20 protein-coding genes, 1 tRNA gene and 1 pseudogene are annotated in these 22,120 nt (G+C 56.5%); 4 read left to right on the top strand and 18 right to left on the bottom strand.

Features of this window, described 5'->3' with window-relative positions; all coding sequences use genetic code 11:
- The coding region (locus AB4Z51_RS34280) for a type I restriction-modification system subunit M (protein ID WP_441498873.1) at positions 1–884 on the bottom strand (884 nt) is incomplete at its 3' end.
- Positions 885–901: 17 nt separating this feature from the next.
- Positions 902–1,468: a restriction endonuclease subunit S gene (locus AB4Z51_RS34275; protein WP_441498872.1), complete on the bottom strand. Its 567-nt coding sequence runs from the start codon at positions 1,466–1,468 to the stop codon at positions 902–904.
- An 80-nt stretch (positions 1,469–1,548) separates the two neighbouring features.
- Between AB4Z51_RS34275 and AB4Z51_RS34270 the strand changes: the two genes are divergently transcribed.
- Positions 1,549–1,911, top strand: coding sequence for a hypothetical protein (locus tag AB4Z51_RS34270; protein ID WP_441498871.1), 363 nt, complete (start codon positions 1,549–1,551; stop codon positions 1,909–1,911).
- Between the two features lie 336 nt (positions 1,912–2,247).
- Here AB4Z51_RS34270 and AB4Z51_RS34265 read toward each other — a convergent pair whose 3' ends face one another.
- The gene (locus AB4Z51_RS34265) at positions 2,248–3,468 is read right to left on the bottom strand and encodes a DUF2130 domain-containing protein (RefSeq protein ID WP_441498870.1); all 1,221 of its coding nucleotides are present in this window, start codon (positions 3,466–3,468) and stop codon (positions 2,248–2,250) included.
- A gap of 256 nt (positions 3,469–3,724) precedes the next feature.
- Positions 3,725–3,969, bottom strand: a pseudogene (locus tag AB4Z51_RS34260) (hypothetical protein).
- 104 nt (positions 3,970–4,073) lie between these two features.
- Between AB4Z51_RS34260 and AB4Z51_RS34255 the strand changes: the two are divergent.
- Positions 4,074–6,644: a type IA DNA topoisomerase gene (locus AB4Z51_RS34255; RefSeq protein ID WP_441498869.1), complete on the top strand. Its 2,571-nt coding sequence runs from the start codon at positions 4,074–4,076 to the stop codon at positions 6,642–6,644.
- Positions 6,645–6,733: 89 nt separating this feature from the next.
- On the opposite strand, the gene AB4Z51_RS34250 is transcribed toward AB4Z51_RS34255, so the two are convergent.
- Together AB4Z51_RS34250 and AB4Z51_RS34245 are read right to left on the bottom strand one after the other, a co-directional pair.
- Complete coding sequence (locus AB4Z51_RS34250; RefSeq protein WP_441498868.1) at positions 6,734–6,970, bottom strand: hypothetical protein; 237 nt, start codon at positions 6,968–6,970, stop codon at positions 6,734–6,736.
- Positions 6,971–7,385: 415 nt separating this feature from the next.
- Complete coding sequence (locus tag AB4Z51_RS34245) at positions 7,386–8,279, bottom strand: DUF3800 domain-containing protein (RefSeq protein WP_441498867.1); 894 nt, start codon at positions 8,277–8,279, stop codon at positions 7,386–7,388.
- A 749-nt stretch (positions 8,280–9,028) separates the two neighbouring features.
- On the opposite strand from AB4Z51_RS34245, the gene AB4Z51_RS34240 reads away from it, so the two are divergent.
- A complete protein-coding gene (locus AB4Z51_RS34240; RefSeq protein WP_441498866.1) occupies positions 9,029–11,194 on the top strand; it encodes a helicase C-terminal domain-containing protein in 2,166 nt (721 codons plus the stop codon).
- 948 nt (positions 11,195–12,142) lie between these two features.
- Here AB4Z51_RS34240 and AB4Z51_RS34235 read toward each other — a convergent pair.
- The 8 genes from AB4Z51_RS34235 to AB4Z51_RS34200 all read right to left on the bottom strand — a co-directional run bounded on the left by AB4Z51_RS34235 (position 12,143) and on the right by AB4Z51_RS34200 (position 17,630).
- Positions 12,143–12,628: a tyrosine-type recombinase/integrase gene (locus AB4Z51_RS34235; protein WP_441498874.1), complete on the bottom strand. Its 486-nt coding sequence runs from the start codon at positions 12,626–12,628 to the stop codon at positions 12,143–12,145.
- Positions 12,613–12,978: a hypothetical protein gene (locus AB4Z51_RS34230; protein ID WP_441498865.1), complete on the bottom strand. Its 366-nt coding sequence runs from the start codon at positions 12,976–12,978 to the stop codon at positions 12,613–12,615. Before AB4Z51_RS34230 ends, AB4Z51_RS34235 begins: the two co-directional genes overlap by 16 nt.
- A gap of 198 nt (positions 12,979–13,176) precedes the next feature.
- Complete coding sequence (locus AB4Z51_RS34225; RefSeq protein ID WP_441498864.1) at positions 13,177–14,943, bottom strand: DUF927 domain-containing protein; 1,767 nt, start codon at positions 14,941–14,943, stop codon at positions 13,177–13,179.
- A gap of 207 nt (positions 14,944–15,150) precedes the next feature.
- A complete protein-coding gene (locus tag AB4Z51_RS34220) occupies positions 15,151–16,014 on the bottom strand; it encodes a hypothetical protein (protein ID WP_441498863.1) in 864 nt (287 codons plus the stop codon).
- A gap of 8 nt (positions 16,015–16,022) precedes the next feature.
- Positions 16,023–16,442 carry a hypothetical protein gene (locus AB4Z51_RS34215; RefSeq protein ID WP_441498862.1) on the bottom strand — a complete coding sequence of 140 codons (420 nt, stop codon included), beginning with the start codon at positions 16,440–16,442 and terminating at the stop codon, positions 16,023–16,025.
- Positions 16,439–16,687, bottom strand: coding sequence for a hypothetical protein (locus AB4Z51_RS34210; protein WP_441498861.1), 249 nt, complete (start codon positions 16,685–16,687; stop codon positions 16,439–16,441). The genes AB4Z51_RS34215 and AB4Z51_RS34210 overlap by 4 nt, the downstream gene beginning before the upstream one ends.
- Positions 16,684–17,436 (bottom strand): hypothetical protein, encoded by a 753-nt coding sequence (locus AB4Z51_RS34205; protein ID WP_441498860.1) that lies wholly within the window; start codon positions 17,434–17,436, stop codon positions 16,684–16,686. Before AB4Z51_RS34205 ends, AB4Z51_RS34210 begins: the two co-directional genes overlap by 4 nt.
- Positions 17,433–17,630, bottom strand: a complete 198-nt coding sequence (locus AB4Z51_RS34200; RefSeq protein ID WP_441498859.1) for a helix-turn-helix transcriptional regulator — start codon at positions 17,628–17,630, stop codon at positions 17,433–17,435. The genes AB4Z51_RS34205 and AB4Z51_RS34200 overlap by 4 nt, the downstream gene beginning before the upstream one ends.
- 1,517 nt (positions 17,631–19,147) lie before the next feature.
- Here AB4Z51_RS34200 and AB4Z51_RS34195 point away from each other — a divergent pair.
- Positions 19,148–20,185: a tyrosine-type recombinase/integrase gene (locus tag AB4Z51_RS34195; RefSeq protein ID WP_441498858.1), complete on the top strand. Its 1,038-nt coding sequence runs from the start codon at positions 19,148–19,150 to the stop codon at positions 20,183–20,185.
- A 65-nt stretch (positions 20,186–20,250) separates the two neighbouring features.
- On the opposite strand, the gene AB4Z51_RS34190 is transcribed toward AB4Z51_RS34195, so the two are convergent.
- The 4 genes from AB4Z51_RS34190 to AB4Z51_RS34175 all read right to left on the bottom strand — a co-directional run bounded on the left by AB4Z51_RS34190 (position 20,251) and on the right by AB4Z51_RS34175 (position 22,082).
- A tRNA-Phe gene (locus AB4Z51_RS34190) sits at positions 20,251–20,326 on the bottom strand.
- Between the two features lie 184 nt (positions 20,327–20,510).
- Positions 20,511–20,693, bottom strand: coding sequence for a DNA gyrase inhibitor YacG (yacG, locus tag AB4Z51_RS34185; RefSeq protein WP_028151429.1), 183 nt, complete (start codon positions 20,691–20,693; stop codon positions 20,511–20,513).
- Between the two features lie 145 nt (positions 20,694–20,838).
- Positions 20,839–21,468, bottom strand: a complete 630-nt coding sequence (locus tag AB4Z51_RS34180) for a Maf-like protein (protein ID WP_085400916.1) — start codon at positions 21,466–21,468, stop codon at positions 20,839–20,841.
- Positions 21,469–21,614: 146 nt separating this feature from the next.
- The gene (locus tag AB4Z51_RS34175; RefSeq protein ID WP_085400915.1) at positions 21,615–22,082 is read right to left on the bottom strand and encodes an arsenate-mycothiol transferase ArsC; all 468 of its coding nucleotides are present in this window, start codon (positions 22,080–22,082) and stop codon (positions 21,615–21,617) included.
- Between the last annotated feature and the right edge of the window lie 38 nt (positions 22,083–22,120).

Below are 22,120 nucleotides of genomic sequence, written 5' to 3'. Positions count from 1 at the left end.
AGGCTGAATGGGGGATTGGCGACCACGATATCGAAGTGACGCAAGCTGCTCTCGCCGTCCAGCAGCTTGGGATTTCTGATTGTGTCGCCCCATTCGACACGGTGATTGTCCTCGCCGTGCAGAAACATGTTCATCTTCGCTAACGCCCAAGTGCTGCCAATCGCCTCCTGGCCATAGAGCGCATATTTGTGAGAGCCTCCGAACTTTTGCTGCACCTGTCGCCCGCACTTCATTAGGAGGGAACCCGACCCGCAAGCAGGGTCACAAATGTCATCGCCTTCTTGCGGTTCGACAATCTCTGCGATCAGCTCGGACACTTCCGGCGGAGTGTAGAACTCTCCAGCTTTCTTGCCGCCTGTGGCAGCAAAGTTCTTGATCAAGAACTCATATGCGTTGCCAATGATATCCAGTTTCCCAACGCGGCTTGGGCGCAGATCGAGTGCAGGCTTGGCGAAATCTTCCAGGATATGACGAAGGATGTCGTTTTTCTGGGCCTCGTCACCAAGCCGGGTGCTATTGAAGCTAATATCCTGAAAGACATCTTGCAGTTTATGAATGTTCGCTTCCTCGATGGCATGGAGCGCCTTATCGATGCGTTCGCCGTTTCCGGCCTCGAAGCGCTTCTCGTAAAGTGCGTAAAAGCTTGCATCCTTCGGAAGAACGAAACGTTCGTTCTTCATCATCTCTGTTATCAGTTCGGGCTTATCGCCGAATTTCTTTTTGTATTCCTCGTAATGATCCTGCCAGACATCGGAGATGTATTTCAGGAAGAGCATCGTTAGGACGTAATCTTTGTAGATGCTTGGATCGACGACACCCCGAAAGGTGTCGCAGGCCTCCCAAACGGATTGATTGATTTTTGTTTGGTCAACTTTCTCGGACATGGCTGCGTATTTCCTTCCTAGTTCAAAATTTGCTTTGAGATGATATTGAGCTCTTGCTGGCGATTGAGGATCAGCTGTTCATGCAACTCCTTCTCGCGAAGTGCCGCCTTATGCAGTTGAATGATCGCTTTCTGAGTGGCGATGCTTGGTAAGCGCAGGGGCATATCTTCGAGCACCTGGCGTCTGATGCTAGTAATGAAGGTCCCCTCGGCAGCTTGCGCGAAGTATTTCTGGGCTTCGGGTTGATTGACGAGCCAAGCAAGAAACTCGGGGGTGGYGGGGCTATCCCGGTTGACTCGCACGAGAAAGAAGTGAGGGGAGCAAACGGCTTTGAGGGGCGRCTCCCCAACACACACAGCGAAATTACGATTGCCACGCGCGGCGAAGAGGATGTCGCCATTCTGCAGCCAGTCGGGATCTTTCCGTCCGTGCAATTCCGTTCGCACCAGAGCGGGCCAATCGATGCCTTTATCAGTGTTGGCGTCGCGGATGTGCACAACTGCCACACGACCATTCGGCGTCGGCTCAATCGCCTCGCGAAACGGGTATCCCGGCTTGATTTGTGCGCTGTCTCGTAATCGCATCTTTTCTCTGCATCATCGACAATGATGCAAAGGTACGTGACGGTTCCGTCGTCGTCAATGCTTCTTTCGCATCATATCAGATGATGCAAAAGAACCGCTGGTCCGCAGCAGTCCATATGGTATTAAAAATGCTCAATATTCGGTGCCGGGATGTTTGCTATGCATTCGGTAAAGCCTCGGGGTCGGATTGTTTTTGGTGCAATCTCGCTATTGCTTCCACTCATCTCGCCACCGATCAAGGATCATTAGCATACGGAGGCCTCCCGGCGGAGATCGCCGGAAAGGTCAACAAGAACACCTATGCGGTCCATGGCTTGCCGAATTTCCGAGTATCGATTGCCTCAAGGGCCATCAAACGTTCGAATAATTTGCTCGCATTGTTGTCCCTGGATTCCATGGTCGCGGCGCGCCCACTTCCATCCAAGAGAAACCAGCCGCCGTAGTTTGCCAAGTGCAACACGTCACTTCGGCTTCCAGCCCGGGGGCTTCAAGGTCCCGCTGTCCTCGCGCCCGATACCGCGGCCCGCAATGACGGCAGCGAGAGGGACGGCATCTCGGGCATGGCTGGCATCATGTCGCGTGCCGATTTAGTGATGCTGTCTATCCGGCTAAGTGCGGCGCCTTCTGCCAGCGCGATTGGGAGCATAGCAAAAGCAAGCAACAGGGCAACTCGGAGGGAGGGTTTCGCATTAGAGTGAGTGACCTGGACCCCTATATTTGAGGTCGCGTGTCCGCGGAAGATTTCTGAGGCCCGAAGCCCCAACCCAACAGGCTTTCTATCAATCACCCGAAGTAAGAGCCGGAATTGTTGCTAACGATGATCCGACCAGCCCTTGCAAATCGCCATACATGCCAGAAGTATTGGAAATTACCCTCTGAATTGTTTTTTCGCGTTTTGCCCAGCGCCGCTCGGCTGATCGACGCTCTTCTTGCAAATCTTCCTGCATGGTCACGAACGCTTCGACAATGGCGTCAACGCGTTGGCGAAATTCAATACCCGACAGGTAGGCGTATAGAATTTCCATCTTTTCGTTTTTCCCCATCGCCGCTCGTTTCGCCGAGGCGACTTCAAGCAATAGCAGCCGGAGGGCAGTCGCGAGATGAATCGCGCACCTGGGGTGAGTTACCCAAATTCCACCAACCTGTTTAAAGTGACTACAATCCTTTGGCAGTGCGTCACTCACCATGATGGCAATGTCGGCTTTGGCCTGTCGCTGGTCGTCCTTGATCTTTTGTATCCAGCCATCACTCCATGCCTTCGTCCTTTTTGATTCCCAAATGATGGAGCCAGCAAGGTCACCGCTCCGATTTTGAACACGCTGTATTATGTCCGCACCATTGATACCCTTTGGTACGGGCTGAATCAGATCCGATGGGAACGTTTGAGAAATCTGGTCTTCTAGAGCGAGTTCGAGTACCTCTCCCTGAAGCTGTTGTGAGCCCTGCTGCAGTTTGCGCCGAAGCTCATCGTTAGCCTTCATTGCATCTGAAAGGCGCTTATCTTTCTCAGCCACCTGCCGCGTATGTTCTTCTTCGAGACGTGTCGAAATTTCTAGCTGAAGCCGGACTCGCTCTTCGTCCAGCTTTCTCGCCATTTCGAGATCGCGCGCCTTTTCTCGCTCCTCTAGGTTTCGCTTCTCGGTACGGAGTTCAAGCTCGACTATCTGTGCTTGTGCAAGCCGTTCGCTCCGTTCGTCTGCTTGCCGCTTAAGGTCTGCAATCTCTGTTGAAAGTCCGGACCTCAATTGTGCTTCGATCTCTTTCGATAGATTGGCTCGTTCGGCAGCAAGCCGGTCAGAAATCGTCTGATCAAAAGCAGCCGCCTTTTTATCCAGTTCGCGTTCTCTTGCGGCAAGCAGCCTTTTTGTTTCCAACGCTTCGGCCTTAAATTCCTGGCGCGTTCGTTCGGCAATTTGGTGATGAATGGCTTCGCTGATCGGAATCGCCTCGCCACACCCCGGGCATTTGATGGTACCGAACCCGGTTTCCTCGTTCGCCACGATAGCTCCCCTCCGATCAATTGTTACTTTAGTGAATCACACCGCATTCGTTCGTGCAGAGTTGCACGATGCGCTGCTCGCGAACCAATTTGTCTCGCGCTATGCACAGCGCGTCCACAGAAGCTTGCATCCATGCCAGCAACAAATCCTGCCGACGCAGTCCCAATGCCGGAACGTTGAAGCGTGAAGACCTCTTTCTGCTGCCTACGAACATAGAGGCRCAGCCTTTCGATCTCAGCGCAGATGAATTGAAGATTCATAGCGCACTCAAATCATCGGGGACGTGGCCGAATTTTCTGATCACCTTGGCATCGCCGAAATCGCCGGTAGCAGGGTCACCAGTGCGGCTAAAGGCGACTGCGCCGACGTGACCTTCTTTGCGGGATAGCGCCTCAGCGCGCATTACAGCGGCGTTTGGATTGAAGCATTCCGTTGGCTCGCCAGCAGCCCGTCATCGGCGGCGACGAACGGCAGCGCGACAAAATAGGTGACTTCAGCCACGGCCTGACTCCAACCGCTTGACCTCACCGGCGAATAATGTTCTCTATATGTTCTTTTGTCAATCTGGCCTGACCATGACGAATGAGCGACCCGCAAGCTGGCGAATGCCCTCCGCGAAGCAGATGGAAAAGCTGGCGCGGGAGGCTGCTCCTCGGCGAGATATCGATAGGCCAGATAATCCGGCACCAAACGATTCGTCGCCGAGTGAATCATGGGATGCAGTCCTAGCTGATCCACGCGCCGCTCTGGCAGATCAGATCGTCATCACGGAGAAAACCAGCCAGGCCAAAGATGTCCGCGCCGCAATTGGTTCTCGCTACGGTGATGTTCTTCCAGCAGAGGGCCATTTGTTCGATCTCCTCGAACCGGAGGACGTTGTTCCGGCCTGGAAGCGATGGTCGCCTATACTTCTGCGGCCTGAAGGTCTTTACGGAACGCGCCCGGCAGAAGGTGGCAACAAGGCCGCTAAGCTCAAGGCTATTCGCGAGGCGTTACGCACCGCGAAACGAGTGTGGCTAGCAACCGATTGTGACCGCGAGGGTCAGCTAATCGGTCAGGAAATTCTTGAGCATTACGGGTATCGCGGTCAGGTGATGCGGGTGCTGTTCACCGCGCAGGATTCGCAGACCATCCGCGAGGCATTCGGTCGCGCAAAACCAAATATCGAATATGCCCGCCTTTACGCCGCTGCCGTTGCGCGCCGACAGGCCGATCAGATTTACAACCTGTCACTCACTCGCACCGCAACCGTCATCCTGGGACAGGGCGCGCGAAGAGTGATCGGGGTTGGTCGCGTAAAGACGCCGACATTAGCAATTGTATGCAAGCGCGAGTTGGAAATCCGGAATTTCGTGCCGCTTGCCTATTTCGAAATTGTAGCCACCGCGAAAGTTGCGGGCGGGCAATTCCAGATGCGCCACGCGCCGCAGGACCGAATTGTTAAGCGCGAAATTGCCCAGGACGTAGTCAAAGCGGCTGAAGGCTTCGAGGGCGCACTTGCCGTGCGCGTCGAGGGTAAGCGGCAAGCGCCACCCAAGCTGCATGATTTGCCGTCGTTACAGAAACTCTGCGGATCGCGTTTCGGCTGGTCAGCCAGCAAAACGCTCGAAGTGGCTCAGGAGCTGTATGACGGCCAGGGCAAGAAGATTATCACCTATCCTCGCGCCGAGGTTCGCTATCTGCCGCAGAACTTGATATCGGACGTGCCGCGAATCATTGCCGGACTGCAGGTGGGCCAATCGTTCAGCGCGATCCCTGTACCCGAGCCGCCGGTAATTCGTAGAGGCGCGAACGGCACGTTCTACGACAAGGGGCTGGAGGGGGCGAGCCATCATGCCATCATTCCCAACGTCAACACCATCAAAAAACTTCCGGAGGTCTGGCCCCGTCTGTCGTCTGACGAGAAGAAACTCTTTGATGTGATCGCGCGGGCATATATGGCCGCCCTGATGCCCGACTTCCGGTACCGGCAGACAACCGCAACGCTCGATGTGCACGGCTTTGAATTTCGCGCAGCCGGTCGCCAGCCCATTGAGCTCGGTTGGCGTGCAGCATTCCCGGAGTGGCAACCCGCCGACGAAAACGGCAATGAGGCCCAATTGCTGCCGCCGCTGCGCAACGGCGAGACCGCGCAACTGCAAGATCCAAAAATTGAGAACAAGGAGACCCGGCCGCCGCCACGTTACAACGAAGGCGCTCTGATCGAGGCGATGCAGAATGCCTGGCGTTTTGTCGATGACGAGGTTCTGCGGGATCGCTTGAAGGAAGCCAAGGGTATTGGCACGCCTGCGACCCGAGCCGAGATCATCGGTGGGCTTAAGAAGCAGGGTTTCCTGATTGCCCAGGGAAAGAACATTGTGCCGACCGAGACCGGCCTGTCGTTGTTCGGCGTTCTCAAACAGGCCGATCCGGCGCTGGTTGATCCGGGCGTGACGGCGCAACTTGAATGTCTGCTCGACGATGTCGTTGTGGGTAAACAGGAGATGGTCGGCGCGATTGACGCCGTATGCGATGTCGCCGAGCGCATTATCAGCAAACTGAAGGAGGGTGCAACTACGGGGCTGCCTTCTTTGCTTGGCAGGGCAGGTGGTAATGGCCCAGGAACGTTTCCGCCGACGCCTGCGATGAAACGCTTTGCTGACAGCCTCGTTCGGCAGAAAAGAATCAAACCACCGCCCGGTTACAAAACTTCGATATCGATCTGCCGCAAATTCCTTAGCGAACACGCGCCTAAAAAGTCAGATGGCGAAGCGGCCGGTAAGCTCGACCCCAAACTGGTAAGTCATGCACAATTGTTGTACGCCAAGAAGCTGGCGCAGGGGAAAGGTCTCATCATCCCCGATGATGCAAGGACCAACTCGGTCACGATGTCCGCATGGATCGATACAAATCGAGGTAAAAAACGCCGCAACGTTAATCGCAAAACCTCCAATAGGCCGGTGGGGTCGGCTGCACCCCAGGCTGCACCGCCGAAGAGGTCTCGAAAACGAAAAGTTAACGCCGATGCCGCTTCGACGGCTCCCGTGTCAGCAAACTCAAGCAGGACGCCGCTGCGGATTCCTTATGGCAACAAGCAAGTCGCTCTGAAGCTCGGTGCCCGTTATGGCTCAGAGGGATGGTATGCTCCGCCTGGAGTCGATCTTTCTGCATTCGGCGAACGGGGTTGGTTGCTTTAGGTGATTCTGAGGAAATTCTGTCTGAACCGAATCAGGATTGCGTGGCCTGTGTCGCAACACGTCGCCGCGCAATAGATTGTCGGGCTGAATCAGRAGCAATCTGCTTGCATCGACGAGTTCTCGTCGAACGAGTTTTGTGCTTTGAAATCCTGATCGGCGTGATGGGCAGCGGTGTCAGGCTTCGCATTGTTGAGACCCTCCATCGCTCTGCAAGCGCCGCCGTCCAAAGGCGAGAGCGGTGATCGGTGCATGTTGGCTCCAGTGACAAGCGAAATAGAGCAACCGGTCCGCGAAACCGTCCGCAGCAAAAACGGCAGTTTCGCCAAGTGCTTGATCTCATTGGTGGGCCCGGCAGTTTATGCACAAGCTAGCAAGTTCAACAGCTTACAGAAACGTGGTGACCAAAAAGCCGCTTTGAAGCCATTAAACTTTTTAACGCGCAGTCACCACCACCCTCTAGTTCGACCACGATTGGCAAAGCACCTGTGAGGTGCATGCCTTTTTCAGGCGGCCTCGTAGTGCGTTTACGCAAGCGGCCTAGCGAATGCCGCGCGTCTTGGGTAAACGCACGTGGGCTCGCGCCTCGCGCGGAAAAAAGACATCCGCCCCAAGTGGCGGCGTCACGAATGCAATCGACCTGCCTTCCCAAATCACGTACAACGGCGTGGGTCTCCGGACGGGGGGTTGTGAGGCAATGCCGCGCAGCGCCGAATGGTACGCTTGGCACGACAAGACGCTGGGCTATCGATCATCGGAAAACGCCGCCGGGTCCCACCACTGGGAGGGGTAGCCATAGTGCTTAAAGATTTCCGCTTGGTCGTTATCTAGCCTGGCTCGAGCGAAGCTGGGTAAAAGCTTCACCCCGAAGCCAGAGATCTTTCCTCCTTGATTGTCTGGTTCTCGGGCCATTCGGTCTTGAAGCAGCTTGGCAAAGCTGGGGTCACAAGCTCCGGTATCATGTTTGTCGCACGCTTTGAAAAAAGCTGCCGCAACCGTGTCAGCTAGTTGCAGGCCCTCACGTTCGTGGTGCGGATAAACGCGAAGCAGGTTTACATCCATCACTTCGAAGCAAAGCTTGCCCCAGGGCAGAAAGGGCTTATGTCGCTTCATTCGAAGCCACTCGTAGTACGCATGCATTTGGTCGTATCGGAGGCCACCTCTTGCGCTGTACTCGATGCGCAGACGCCTAGGTTCGCCATGGTCGGTCAGCGACCGTTGTAAGACGAAACGCGTGACGCGCTCCAGCAGCACCCTGGTCATCCAGCAGTAGAACCAGCATTGCGATGGAATCTTCTCGGCGTCAGGGTTCTTATATCCCTCCATGTTCTTTTTGTTCGATGCGACGACGAAACAACGCAAGTCCAACCCAGCTATGAACTGGCAGACTTGTGCCTTGTTAGCTGGAGACAGATCCGCGAAGTGAAGGGCCTTTGCCTGCCTACTTCTGAAACCTGCACGAATATCTCTGACCCAGCCCGCGACCTTGGACTCGTTGCTGGCTCTGATCACCACCGCCGAAAGGATGAGCCACTCGCTCGATCCAGGGAAGGTGCAGGGCTTTACAGCTCTTAGGCCGTCATCCCCCGATTCATCGATGTAAGCAATGTAGTCGTATGTCGTTTGTAAAGGTGTCATGATAGCTTTTTTGTCGCAAAAAATATGGCCGGTCGCAGCGCAATCAGGCCTGCCGTTTGATTCGGGCCGCGCGGAAGATTAGGGCAGCTTCTAATGTTAGGGCAGCTGGAAAGCCGTTTTCCCGGCTATTCACACTACGGGTTGCCGCACGAGGTCGATCTACTCGGGGGGGGCGGCAACCAAAAAGAAGTCCTTTTGCCCGTCCGAGCGCGGCGGCGCTTTAATCTTAACGGCCGCACTTGAACAGAATTGGCGAGAAAAGCGTTCTAAAGCTGATGGCCCTTGTGGCCTCGCGCGAAACCCTCGCTTCTACGGAGTTTGGCATGTCGCCGACCGCGCGCGCTTAATTTGCGCATGGTCCCGGTGGCAGCCCACCGGCGGTAAGTTCAGTGACTTACCAGGGCGAGAGTGCTGGCACGGGCTCTGTTGCGCGCAGGATCATCCGTTCGAGACGCCCTTTCGATGGCGCTTCAACTATTTTCTGATGGCAAAAGCCATTTGGCTCACTATTTTGGCGTGTGTAGCGGCTTGGCGGCGGGAGGCGATTTGTGGCGATAAAGTATGGTTCGGGTGCTGGCGGCCCTAGCGCCGATACCGTAGCCGACCCTCAGAAGTTATTTCAGGCACTTCCCGCCAAGGACAAGAAGTACGCGTAGTCTAGTCTTAATGAGGGGGTCCACCCGGCCGCCTATTTCGCTCCCGACAACTATCTGTGCTCGCAGGTTGAGGCAGAGGCCAAAGCGCTGGGGTTGAAATYCACCGACAATCCACGCTCGCCCGAATTTCTGACGGGAAGGGCGATCCTCATCGCGGACATTCGCGTCCTGTTCAATGGAAGCTCGAAATTCGGTGTCGGCACAACAGCGGAAATTGGGCTTGGGGCCTTTGTGATTGACGATGCTCACGCATGCCTCGCGACTATCGAGGGACAATTTACGGTTCGTATCCGTCGAGCGGAGCCTGCGTTTCAGCCCTTATTAGATCTGTTTGCGGACGATATGCGGACCCAATCGGAAACAGGGACGCAAGAAATCATCGACAATGCCGGACGCCCTCTAGTTCAAGTGCCGTTTTGGGCATGGCAGGATAAAACCACATCGGTAGTCAGTATTCTGAACAAGCACCTGCCGGAGAAGACGGCGAAGTTTCAGTGGCCGCTTATCAAGGAAGACTTGGCCGCGTGTAACTGCTTTTTCGTTCCGGGAGGGGTGGAAATATCGTCGAGGTGCCTTCCGACAGACAAGGTCCCCAGTTTTGAGAGGGCTGCGCGCCGGGTCTACATGACTGCCACGCTGGCTGATGATTCAGTGCTCGTCACCGACTTCGGCGTAGACGAGAAAGCGATAGCCAAGCCGATAACGCCAAAAACAGCCTCCGATCTTGGCGAACGCATGATCTTGGTCCCACAAGAGATCAATACTGGCATCATCGATCAGCACATCAAAGCGTTCGTTGCGCAGTACGCAAAGACTCAGAATGTGGCAATCATCGTTCCATCGAAATCGCGAGCGGATTTCTGGTCCGATGTCGTGACGCCTGGAATGACGCTGACAGCGGACAACCTCGAACAGGGCGTCGATCAACTCCGCAAAACGAAGGGTAATCTCGCTGTCCTGGTCAACAAGTATGAAGGCATCGATCTTCCAGATGATGCATGTCGGATTCTGGTCGTTGATGGCGTCCCGGATACCCGTCGGCTCATTGATGCCTACGAACAGGGAACGCTTTCTGACAGCGAGCGGTATCTCAGCCGACAGGTCCAGCGGATTGAGCAGGGAATGGGGCGCGGTATTCGGTCCAACGAGGACTACTGCGTAGTAATTCTTATGGGCCTCAATCTTTTGCGAGTCCTCTATGCCCAGGGTGCCGTTCAGCACTTTTCGCCAGCAACCCGCCAGCAGCTAAAGCTATCGCGCGATATCGCACAGCAGATTGCGCAGAAAGGCATCGATGCTTTGGCTGAACCGATCAACGATATGCTGACCCGAAATCCCGACTGGATTGCCGCCGCAAAGAACGCGTTGATTGATGTAACGTTTCCCGCAGAGGAGTCGGTGGACCAAATTCTGCCTCTTCAAAGGCAAGCCTTTGAAGCGTTCCGCCGTGCAAAACATGCGGAGGCCGCCGAAATTCTTCAGGCTGCTACGAACATTGCGGAAGAAGACGCCGTTAAGGGCTGGCTTATGGAGCAGAGCGCAGCGGCGCTGCATCGTGCCGACAGAGTTGGCAGTCAGGCCCGGCTGGCAGCGGCCGGAGATCGCAATAAGCTCGTGATGAAACCTCTCGCGGGCATCGCGTACAGGAAGATAGACACCCAAGGTGTGGATCAGGCCCAGCTGGCCCGTGAATTCCTCGTACATCAATATAAAGCGGGAAACGCATTGATCATTGGCGTGAACGCTATCCTAGCTCATCTGGTTTTTGACGAATTCGGGACTGACGACTTTGAAGAATCGCTGATGCTCGTCGGCAAACATATTGGGTTCAACGCACAACGTCCGGAGAAGGAGAAAACCGCTAAGCTCGATGTTCTTTGGGCGATAGGAAATCAACGTTACGTGCTATTTCCGTGCAAAAGCGGTGCGATTTCGGACGCGATCTCGAAGCATTACGCCGATCAGGTTAGTGGCAATATGAATTGGTTTACCCAGACCTATGGCCCGGGTTGCACTGGCACCCCGGTCGTTGTGCATCCGTCCACGGTTCTCGATAAGGACGCATACGTACCAAACGCCACACGCGTTATTGACAAGGGAATGTTGACTAAGCTTCGCGAGGCGGTCTCAGCCTATGCCGCTGGTATCAAAGATACCTTCGACAATCCGACGCAAATTAGAGCGCACCTGAATGCGAACAAACTTCTAGCAGCACAATTGTCAGAAGCCTTTACGCTCCAAGTCCAGAAGCCGACATAAGCGGCTAACCGCCGAGTTCTTCTGACCCAAGAGGCCGTATCCTCACGCCGCCGCGCTCGGGGAAGGCTCTCGTAAACCTCTCTTACCCGCGCCCCCGGCCCCTTTGAACGTGTCCGCTATTTAAAACCGGACATCGAAGGAGCCAGATCAAGAACCGAAGACGTTGGACCAGCTTCACTTTTCTTATGGATGAAGACACCTTTGTACCATACCGGTCCTAGCACCTGCATTTATGTCTCGCGAACCACCGGTACCAGGCARCTTGATCTCCGGGACCATTGGAAGGGCCTCGCGGCCAAGTTTCTGGCACCAAGCCAACATCGTTGTGTTTGGCTTCAGAGAACGCGTTTGATCGTCGAGAAAGCGACACGTTCCGGGCACTTCAACTCGCGTCGGATCTTGATATTTGGGATCGGACTTGCATATGTCGGTCGTCGTACAAGCCTGCCACGCCTGATTTTTCGCGTCTTCAATCGAGACTTTTGATAAGATTGTTATGGTGGAGTCGCCGCGGGGTTTGCCAGTATTTATGTCTTGGCAATCTGCTCTTACAGACCCCGAGTAAACAGGAGCCGGGAAGCCTCCTATCGCGTCGGAGGGTGTATCCCTACAATCCTGTGGACTCCCCCAACAAATGGGGAAAATCACTTCTTGCCAACTTTGAGGCCGCACGCCTTGGAGACCTCGTATCCAGTGGCCTTTTTTCCAACCATCTCCAATTTTTTCAAAGAAACCCTCGCCGCCAAGAGCAACCTCTCCACTGAACACGAAGAACACTGCTAGCATTATGCTACAGATACTTAGGAAAATCGCGCGCCACATAATGACTCCTCCATCTTCCAATTTACGGGAGCTGAACGCGCGCTGGCCTGATTTGTCGTGGTGAACCGAGCGAGGCTGCATGCACAAGCGACGAAAAAGCCACGCAGGGTCGGCGGTCAGCATAGCTTAATTACTTTGACTATACCCGGTAGCTTGGACGGCTCGCAATTGCCTGTCAATTGTAATCCTGTGACTGCGAAGGTCTGCTCGGTCATCAGCCGCAATACCATGATCGAGCACAAAATGCTTCTTGCGATCAGCCTTCCGTGTGTAGAGCTGAGCCATCTGGTGCCCGCTCCAGCCGAACATGGCATTCAGCTCGGCCTCACTGGCCCCGCTTTCGGCGGCGATGGTCGCCGAGGCCTTGCGCAGGCCGTGAGCGCTGGAGCCCTTCTCCTTCAACCCCTTCCTGGTCACCGGGATGCCTGCTGCCTCGACGGCCTCACGAAAGAGGTTACCGAGCGACTCCTTGGTGTAGTTGGTGCCGTCGTCCTTGGCGATGATCGCCAGGCCCGGCGAGGGACAGGCCTTGATCGACATCGTCAGCTCCGGATGGATCGGGACGTAGATCGGCATTTTCCCCTGGCGCTTTTCCGTCATGAGGTGGACGATGCCGCGCCAGATGTGCTGCCTGCCAAGTTGCGCGGCATCGCCGCGTCGCAGCCCAGAAAAATATCAAACACCAGGCGCTGCTTGGTGCCGACCGGCCAGCGCTTCTCGTATTTCTCGATCAGCTCGATGGGCCAAGGCAGATGGCCGTCATTGTCGCCGCTGTCGCTTCTGGTGCGCGTGATGCCCTCAGCCGGATTACGGCCGTCGAACAGCTCGTTCGCGATAGCCCACCGGAACAATGCACTCACCGCGTTGAGGAAGTGCCTCGCTTGATTGTCGGTTCGAGCCGACATGCCCTCCTCGACCTTCTTGCGCCGTGGAGAAGTGGACCGGCCCTCGTCGGAGGACATGGCGAGAGACTCCGAACTCGCATTTCTGCAGTTGGAGAAGGAGCGCGGCTGAAGAACGCGCCGCGAACATCGTAGTCACCACCTTGTGGGCAGGTGGTGACTCTAGGCCAAAAATCTCAATAAAATTAAGACTGGAATACCTGTCTGGTGGGCCCGGCAGGACTCGAACCTGCAACCAGACCGTTATGAGCGGGATTGCTACAGGTCCATCGCGGCATCCGTTGAATTGTTACCGGCGGCTAGCACTGCCGCAAGCTTTTCATCGTCGATGATGTAGTAGCGGGGCTTCCCCGGTATCCCAATAATTTTGCGCTCAACGGTGGCAACGTCTTTGCGCGTTGTTCGCATGACACGATATTCAATAAGCAATGCCTTCTCACCATCACTTGCTTTCCATGCCTGTGGTTTGACGAGCGTGGTTCGGGCGATCCGAAACCCGTCCGCTTCCTGGCGTTCGAGGGCTTCAATGTCGGAGCAAGATTGGCCTTTTTTTACCGGAACCAGAGTTAGGTGGTCCAGAATATCTCTCAATCTACGTGCTACATCCTTGATCGTCCGGGGTGCGAGCGCAGGATGAATGGGTTGCTGGGAGCTGCCAATAACAGCAAGGGCGCTGGCCATAGACTTCTCGATTGCGGCCCGCGTCGCTTTCTTTTTCCAAGGCAGTATTCCATATTCGATGCCGAGTGCTGCAGCGGCATACAGGACTGAAAAGTTTGCGCCGATCCGCTGAGCGGGGCCTGTCTCTAACCTCAGAGATGATTGCTCGCTGAATTGGCCGATGTGATGCTTGATCCGAGCTAACGCGGCTTCGGGATCGCGCATAAAATTCTTCAGAAAGGCGTCCATCGCGAAGCCTTGGTTGGCCAACGCATCCCGGCGAAGCTTATCAGCGAGAATCCGGCCAAATTCACCAGCTTCGCGGCCGCTTGGTACCTTGACGCCATCAAAAACGCCGATGCTGCCGGGCTCTACGACAGGCATATCGATGAAGCGTACTACTTCGCCTCCTATACGAGCCTGTCCGGCCACTTCGGCGATGGTCTTGAGCGCGAACTCACTGGTGCTCAAGACAATGACCCGGAATTCTCTTGCGGTTAAGTTGATCGTTCTCTGATAATTCTTGTCGAGATTCCTTGCTCGATTACGGGAGAACAAGAAAGCTAACTGCTTCGCTTTCACGTGGAGCGCGACTTTGTTGTCCTCGTCACCGCTTTCGTCTAAAGGTAATAAGCCGTCGCGGTGGCCAACCGCTAACTCCTCAAGCGCCGCCTCCGAGTCCGACCACTTTGGCAATCCGTTCTCATTATTCAAACCGGGCACCGATGCGGCAGCACAGAGGAGGCTGGACTTGCCCGTGGAGGTCGGCCCGAAAAGGTTGAGGGCAAACGAATCCATTGAGAGCGGACGCAGGAGAGGCGCTGCTAGGGCCGCAGCGATGGACAATCGAAGGCCAGTGGATTTCCTGGCTAGTTTACCCACCGTGTTTCGCCACCCCTTCAGGGATCCCGGCCCTTTCGTGTAGAGGGCCAAATGAGCGCCAGTATCCGGGTCAATCAAGATTCTTTTCGTTCCACCGTACTGACGCAACGGAGTGATTATTGCGGTACCGTTCTCGTACCAGCCCGGAGCGCCCACATAGACAAAGCGGCGGCTCGGTATTTTGGCCACCACCACCTTCAGTATGTCCAGGGCCGACACCCCGTCAGGCGGCCAAAGGTAACCCCTGTTGCCGAGCGCGTCGGCAATGGTTGATAGATTTCTGGGGTTGATCGCAGCCATGTTGAACTGTTCGGATGCCCTTCGGCCATCATAGTCCTCGAATCTAATTTCCACGACTTTCGTACGATCCGAGCGTTCGCCGATGGCATGGAAGCGGATGGGCGCAGCAATGCGTTGCTTGTCCCCACCCCTCCTAAGAAATACGCCAGCCTTCGTGAGTATTATGGGCTTATGTCGATCCATCGGAATTCCAGTATGCTCAGTGCTCAGGTGCTCAGTCAGAAATTAGCGTTCGCGCCACACGCCGATATGAGGAGGCCAACTCGATAATCAGTTCGGTTGAAAATCTCGGCCTAAACTGCCCCTTGAGGCGGGTTCTCTTCATCGAACCAGCCGCAACTCGGGATTTCATCGTCTATCGTCGATACGACGCTCTCGATTGCTCGCCCTTCACCGGCGCGCGATCTTTTTGAATTTGAGGCCACCCTTCTGAGCACTCAGGCGGATGCCAGACAGAACCATCAGTTCCAATGGTTCGGTGCCGTCGAGGGCCAGCAGCAGATACGGGAGCCCACGCCGATTGTTTCTCAGCAAAGCTGGAAGCTTGATCGCCTTGTCCTTGTAGGCGAGGAATTCGAGGCYGTAGGTCTCGGTGGTGTGGACGGGGCGGTCACCGCGTTGGAGGCCGGGGAAGATGCGCTTGAGGCGACGCCTCAGTCGCTTCCGATCAGAGGTCCACATGACGATGTGCCAATGCGGTTGATAAAAGCCGCCCTCCCAACTAAGGTCGATGCTGCCGAGCATGACTCGTTTGAAGCCAGCTTTCGTCAGCGCGTCCTTGAGCCACCGGTTCAGCTTCTGGACCTTGAGAACAGGTAGATCCTCCGGCTTGTACGTGACCATCAGTGGGATGATCGTCACCATCACCAGCAGCTTACCCTTCCGCGTATCCCTCAACTGCTTGATCGTGGTCCGCTGGGCCGCCACCTTTGCCTTTTGAAAAGCGCGCGAGCATTCGGGGCAAGCCAGCGATCCGCAACGTCGTGCCGCGCAACAGTAGTGAAGTTTGTCGGCCAAAATCTCAAGGCGGGTGGCAACGTCGGGATTTCCATCCCGCTGCTCCCGCTTTGCTGTTCGATACAACAGGTGGATGATCTCGGCCTTTCGCTCCCTCGCCTTTTCGGCGGTGAACTGCCTGCCGATAGAGGGCTTGCCGTCACCGAACCAATCCTCGGTCGCTAGAACCTCGCGGTGGACTTCTGCGTGGGTTTGAAAGACGGGGCCGTTGCGACGCAGGCGCTCATGAAAGTTCATGTGAGTGGTTACTCCTCGTCGTCCAGGTCATCATCATCTAGCTCATCGTCATCTAGCTCATCGTCATCCAGCTCATGGTCGTCGAGATCATCTTCGTCGTCATCTAGCTCATCGTCATCGAGATCATCATCGTCGTCATCGAGGTCTTCGTCGCCAAGGTCCTCGTGCTCATTTACAATTAGCTCCTTCCAGGTTTTGCCCAGCATCAATCGCTGTTTCCCGGCCACGACCGCGGCGCTTGCTCGCTCCTGGAGAGCCTCTGCTTTCCAGAATTCCGCGATCTTGGCCATTCTCTCTAGATTGGCAGCGGCTTCGGCGGCTTCCTGTTCGGCTACGAGCACACGGGCAGCGAGGTGATTCAACACCCCAACACCGACGGTCTTTCTTGCTCGCGATTTCTTTAGCTCAACACGGTCGATCTTCTTCATCCTGCGCTCCTATCCACAGATGCCGCCAATTGGAGCGCCTCGAATCCACACACGTCGAGCAGAGTCATTCCGCGCGGAAATTGAGCGTGAGCAATCTTCGGCAAACTTTGGAGACGTTCTGAAAAAGTGATCACGTTCTTCGGGTGCGGAAAGTGCACTTGTTGTTGCTGACCTAGCTTCGCCGTCGGCCAAGTTTTCTTGCTGGACCAATCAATGTGATTTCGTGGAATGCGGTTGTGGTTCATGCGACGGACTCTTCGGCGTGCGACCGAGATTCGGTCGAGGGGCAGTTGTTCGCCGGAACGATTAATTCGTCCCAGGTCATGCCCAGCTTGGCCCGTTGCTTCTCCGCCACCACCGCAGCGTTCGCTCGCTCCCCGGCTTGATCTGAGCCGAGCAAACCAAGCGCCTTTACCAAGAGATCGCGTAGACGGCCATCAACAGGGTGTCGTGGAGAGGTCGCGGCAGAGCTCGCATAGACCCTTTCTGCTCGTAGCCGCTCCCGAACCGCTTCTGYTTTCGCCCGCATCGCCTCATCCGTAGCTTGTTTCGCCTCAGCTCTAGCCCTAGCGGCGTCGGCTTGGGCGGCCTGCGCACGAGCAATAGCTGCAGTGAGATCGTCCTGCGCCACTTCGCCGTGCGATCTCTTCTTACTATTGGCGCGTTCGGTCGCCCGAACACGCGCGCGTTGACGTTTGGCTTTGGACTCAGGACCGAACGGGGTCTCATCTCGGTATCCGGAATCGTGCCAACTGAGATATCGATTTACAGTGGAAACCGCTTTTCCAATTGCAGCAGCAATCCGTCGTTGAGACGCGCCTTGCTCCCTAGCTTCGGCTATGTGCTTAGCGGCCCGGCGCAGATCATTCTCGCCGGATGCAATTGCTTTCTTCGCGATCTGCAAATGTGCTTGGATACACGCTTCTTGCGACAAACAATGGCTGTCGGCACGAGCATCACGAGCACCAGATGTTGCGTCTGCTTGATCGGTCATGATGTGGATCGCTCAGCAGTCGAACCGCTATGGTTCTGCTCGATCCAAGCATCGATATCGGTTTTAAGATACCGAACCAGCTTTCCAAGCTTTACGTAGCGCGGGCCTGTGCCCGAAACACGATAACGTTCGAGGGTGCGCGTCGATATCCCAAGCAAGGACGCGACACGCTTCTGATCAAGGATAGTTTGCATGTAATGACTCCGAGGTCGGAGTCACGTGACATTCGGCAATTTTGCCTGCAACGTCTTGCCAATTTTGCCGCAAAAAAATTGCAGCAAGATTAGCGACGACGTGGGCCTGAATTACCCGCTAATCTTCGCTGCTTCGCGAACTCTTCCTCTTTGAGAACTTTGCGAATCACACCTCTGGTCGCCCCTGGCATTGCCGCGCGAATGGACTGCTCAGCTTGCGCCATGTTTGGCTTGGGATTGGACCGGCTATATAGGGCGCGAACCTCATCCCTGATCAGGTTCTCCTCGGGGCTGACCCCTTTGCGTCGATTGTCCAGAGCAGGGCCGTGCGGCGAGCTCGACGCGCTATCTCTGTCCTTGGTGGGCCAAAGCTCATAAACCCTCGCACGTAAGAGCAACAATTGCCGCATCTTTCGGTCGGTGACTGCACGCTCGCTCGCTACTCCACCGGACAGCACAAAAGGCATTTGATCCGAAACTAAATAACTGTCTGGGTAGTCTATCTCTGCGTATCGCCAGAAAACGCCAGTTGGGGGATCATCGAGAGCAAACAGCTCACCAGGGATGAACGTATGGCTTTGTGGCCACCCATCCTGCGCCCACTTGATTGGTATCTCACCATCTTGGAGAGCCGCTCGAACCTGACTTAGAGCGTCCAATGCTGGAGAGTGAGGAGAAGGATTTCTCAGCCACTCCATGCCGGGGGGAGCGTCCTGCGTTGCTTTAGGCTCTTTGGGTTCGGAAGTAGACCGGTCGCTTTCGACAGAAGCTACGTGTTCCACGGCTTGCGCCAGTGTGATCCATTCCGATTTTTGACGTTCAAATCTTGTTTTGTACGGCATGTTGCGACCGTCTATGCTCCGACAGACACCGTCGTCCCAGCGACTCACCTATTTCGGACATCGTCAGCTCTTGTTGCGAGGCATTTTTGTCGCCGCGCGACCACGTTCAGAGATCGCACAACCGCCTGCATCCATGCAACTTGCACCGCTGATCTCCCCGAAGTGAATGCCTATTTAAGTGGATTGTCGCGCGAGCGCCAGTCAGTCCGGCAGTCTAGAAGTTGCTCGCGGCTCTGGCACCGCCACCGATATTTCGGGCAGAGAAAGCTCAATTCTGGAAAATCGCATTGGCGGCAGGTGTCGGTATGTGTCGTCTAGCTGCCAAGTAGTTTGGGCGCTACTCTCCGTCTCCACTACGCATATCAATCAGACACTGGTTAGCGAGGGCGACCTCTAGAGGCGCGACGCTGGTCGTGTGCGGCATCACTGTGCTACAATGCGCAATATAGGCAGCTCCAATATCGTTCCGCGTTTACTAACCCGTCAGGAAGCTGCGGCTTATTGTGGGGTTAGCGTTCCAACATTCGACGGCGTTTGCCCCGTGAAAGCTATCGCCTTGGGCAATGGAAAGAGGCTCGAACGCTTCGATAGGATTTCGCTGGACGGGTGGATCGATTCCCTTGCTCTGAAGTGTCGCGAAATAGGCAAAGACTGGTTGGCTGAACTGGATAAGCAATGACCGTTCTTCGCATCAAGGGTTTGAAACGCTATCGCGCTAAAGGGCGATGGTACGCCTACCACCGAAAGACCGGCATTCGCCTGAAAGCAGAGTTCGGCACCRCAGAGTTCATTGCCGAGCTGGCCTTGATCGAACGAAAGCTTAAGACGGCCAACGCGCTCCCCGGAACGTTGGGCTCACTACTGGCGTCTTACAGAAACTCGCCCGCTTTCACTGATCTAGCGCCCGCCTCTAGGGACGGCTATGCACGCATGATGAACCTGCTGAAGCCGCTCGATGCCATGCCGCTTGTCGAACTATCTTCGCAATTCGTTGCGGGACTACGGGATCGCGTCGCAGCAAAGCATGGTCGCAGACAGGCGAACTATGTAATGGCAGTTCTTTCGGTCGCTTTTGAGCACGGAAAAGAACACGGCATCGTCTCGGAAAATCCGGTCAAAGGGGTTAAGCGGGTCAAGCGAGCGAGGGGGGCCAAGACCGCAAATCGTCCTTGGACGCCGGATGAGTGTAGGACAGTGATCAGCAGCCTCCCCCCGCAACTGAGGCTTCCTGTTGCGCTCGGAATGTTTACAGGCTTGCGCAAGGGCGACGTGCTTGCACTTACCAAGGCGGCGATCAGGGAGGGCAGGATTTGGCGAAGGACCAACAAAACGGGACAGGAAGTCTCGATTCCAGTTCACCCCGATCTCGGTCACCTGCTGGCAACCGCACCAAGGCACGATGCGATTACGCTTGCGGCCACGACGAAGGGCACCCCTTGGACGGAGACCGGGTTCAATTCGTCTTTCATCAAAGCAATGGCTGCGCTGAAACGAGATGGGAAGATCGGGGACGGGCTCACATTTCACGGTTTGAGGCACACGGTCGGGACTTTGCTGGTCGAAGCCGGGTACGACCTCGATACTGTACGCCGATGGCTTGGTCAGAAGACGCTGGCCATGGCGATCCACTACTCCGAATCGGCCGACACCTCAGATCGCATGGACCAGGTGATCAAAAAGCTCGACCCACTGGGGCGCAAACCGCGAACATAAATGTCTAACCCGGGACGGAAACTGTCTAACCGGACCGACTGTGTATCGCTAAGCCATTGAAGTTATGGTGCCCAGGGGCGGAATCGAACCACCGACACTGCGATTTTCAGTCGCATGCTCTACCAACTGAGCTACCTGGGCGTGCTCCAAAGAGGGGCCAAGGCCCATCGAGCGGGCGGTTTATAGTGGGCTCGGAGCGGCATGTCCACCCGGCTTCGCCAAGTGGCTTCGCCGGGCGCGGCCCGGCTGTGCACAAGGTGGGGCGGGCTTGCTGCGGCTGGTGCGCGGCGAATCGGAAGTCGAAATAAACATCTGATATTATTGGCTATTCTTCGCCATCCGCCTCGTCATCGCGGCCGGGGATGACGTAGGAGCCTTTCAGCCAGCGGTTCAGGTCGACGTCGCGGCAGCGCGAGGAGCAGAACGGGCGGGTGGCTTCCGACTGCGGCTTGCCGCAGATCGGGCAGGTTTTGAGCGGGCCGGCGGGCTTTTTGACGTGGTCGTCCATGATGTCGGCAGCTTACTCGGGGTGAAGGCGTTCAAGAGCCTGTCGGTAAAGCGGTTCCTCGGGCGGTCGCGCAGGCGTCGCGGGCCGGGTCAAGCGGGCCCATTCTACTGTGCATGGGGTTGTTTTCGAGATTTTTGTCGGCGCGCTAGATGGCCGTGGCGTTGAGCCAGCCGAAGCGGATCGGAAAACCTTCGCCGCCGAGCAGCGTCGTGGTCTCGTAGAGCGGCAGGCCGACGACGTTGCTGTAGGACCCGACCATCTTGACCACGAAGGAGCCGGCGATGCCCTGCACGGCGTAACCGCCGGCTTTGCCGCGCCATTCGCCGGAGCCGATATAGGCTTGGATGTCGTCCTCGGAGAGGCGCTTGAAGCGGACGCGGGTCTCGACCAGGCGCTGGCGGAAGGCCTCGCGCGGCGTCACCAGGCAGATCGCGGTGTAGACGCGGTGGTTGCGGCCCGACAGCAGCCGCAGGCACTGCGCCGCCTCGTCCACCAGATTGGCCTTGGGCAGGATGCGGCGGCCGACCGCCACAACCGTGTCGGCGGCGAGGATGAAGGCGCCGCGCAGCTCGTCGTCGAGCTGCACCGATTTCAGCGCCGCATCGGCCTTGGCCCTTGCGAGACGGTTGGCGCAGGCGCGCGGCAGCTCGCCCCGCTTCGGCGTCTCGTCGACGTCGGCCGGCCGGAGCGCGTCCGGCTCGATGCCGGCCTGGTTGAGCAGCGACAGGCGCCGCGGCGAACCGGAGGCAAGTACGAATTTGGGGCGGCCGAGCATCAGGTGATTTGGGGGATGAAGCAGGGGATGAATTGCGCGCGGAACCTATCGGAAGGGGGCTGATTTCACAACCCGGGAACCCGGACTTTACTGATTCGAGGCGTCCAACATGCGTGTGCCCTCGGTCTGTGACGCGGGTGTTACGGCTAACCGCTCGCCGCGCCGACCTTCGCAAAACGCCTGCGGATGCGCATCAGGAGCTGGTCGCAGACCTCGCGGTAGGCGGCGAGCTTCTGGTCGCGGGTGCCTTCGATGGTGGTGGGATCCTGCGTCGGCCAGTATTCGACGTCGGCGGCGAGCGTGCGGGTCAGCTCCAGCGCCTTGTGGTGCGCTTCGGGCGAGAGCGTGATGATGAGGTCGAAATTCAGCCCCTCCCAATCCTCCAGCTCCTCGAAGGTCTGCGGCTTGTGGGTGGAGATGTCCTGCCCCAGCTCGTCCATCACGGCGACCACGAAGGGATCGAGCTCGCCTTTCCTGGCGCCGGCCGACTTCACGTAGAGGCCCTGCGGAAACATGTGCCGGAGCAGGCTCTCGGCCATCGGCGAGCGCACGCTGTTCATCGCGCAGGCGAACAGCACCGATTGCGGATCGCGTGCGCGTGGCGGACCCGCCATCGCGCCTAGCCTCTTTTGAAAGAGGGCATGGCCTTGTC

Source organism: Bradyrhizobium sp. 2TAF36, from assembly GCF_052114925.1.
Lineage (GTDB): Bacteria > Pseudomonadota > Alphaproteobacteria > Rhizobiales > Xanthobacteraceae > Bradyrhizobium > Bradyrhizobium barranii.
Note: the sequence above shows the minus strand (reverse complement) of the source record. Positions and strands in the feature narration are given on the sequence as shown.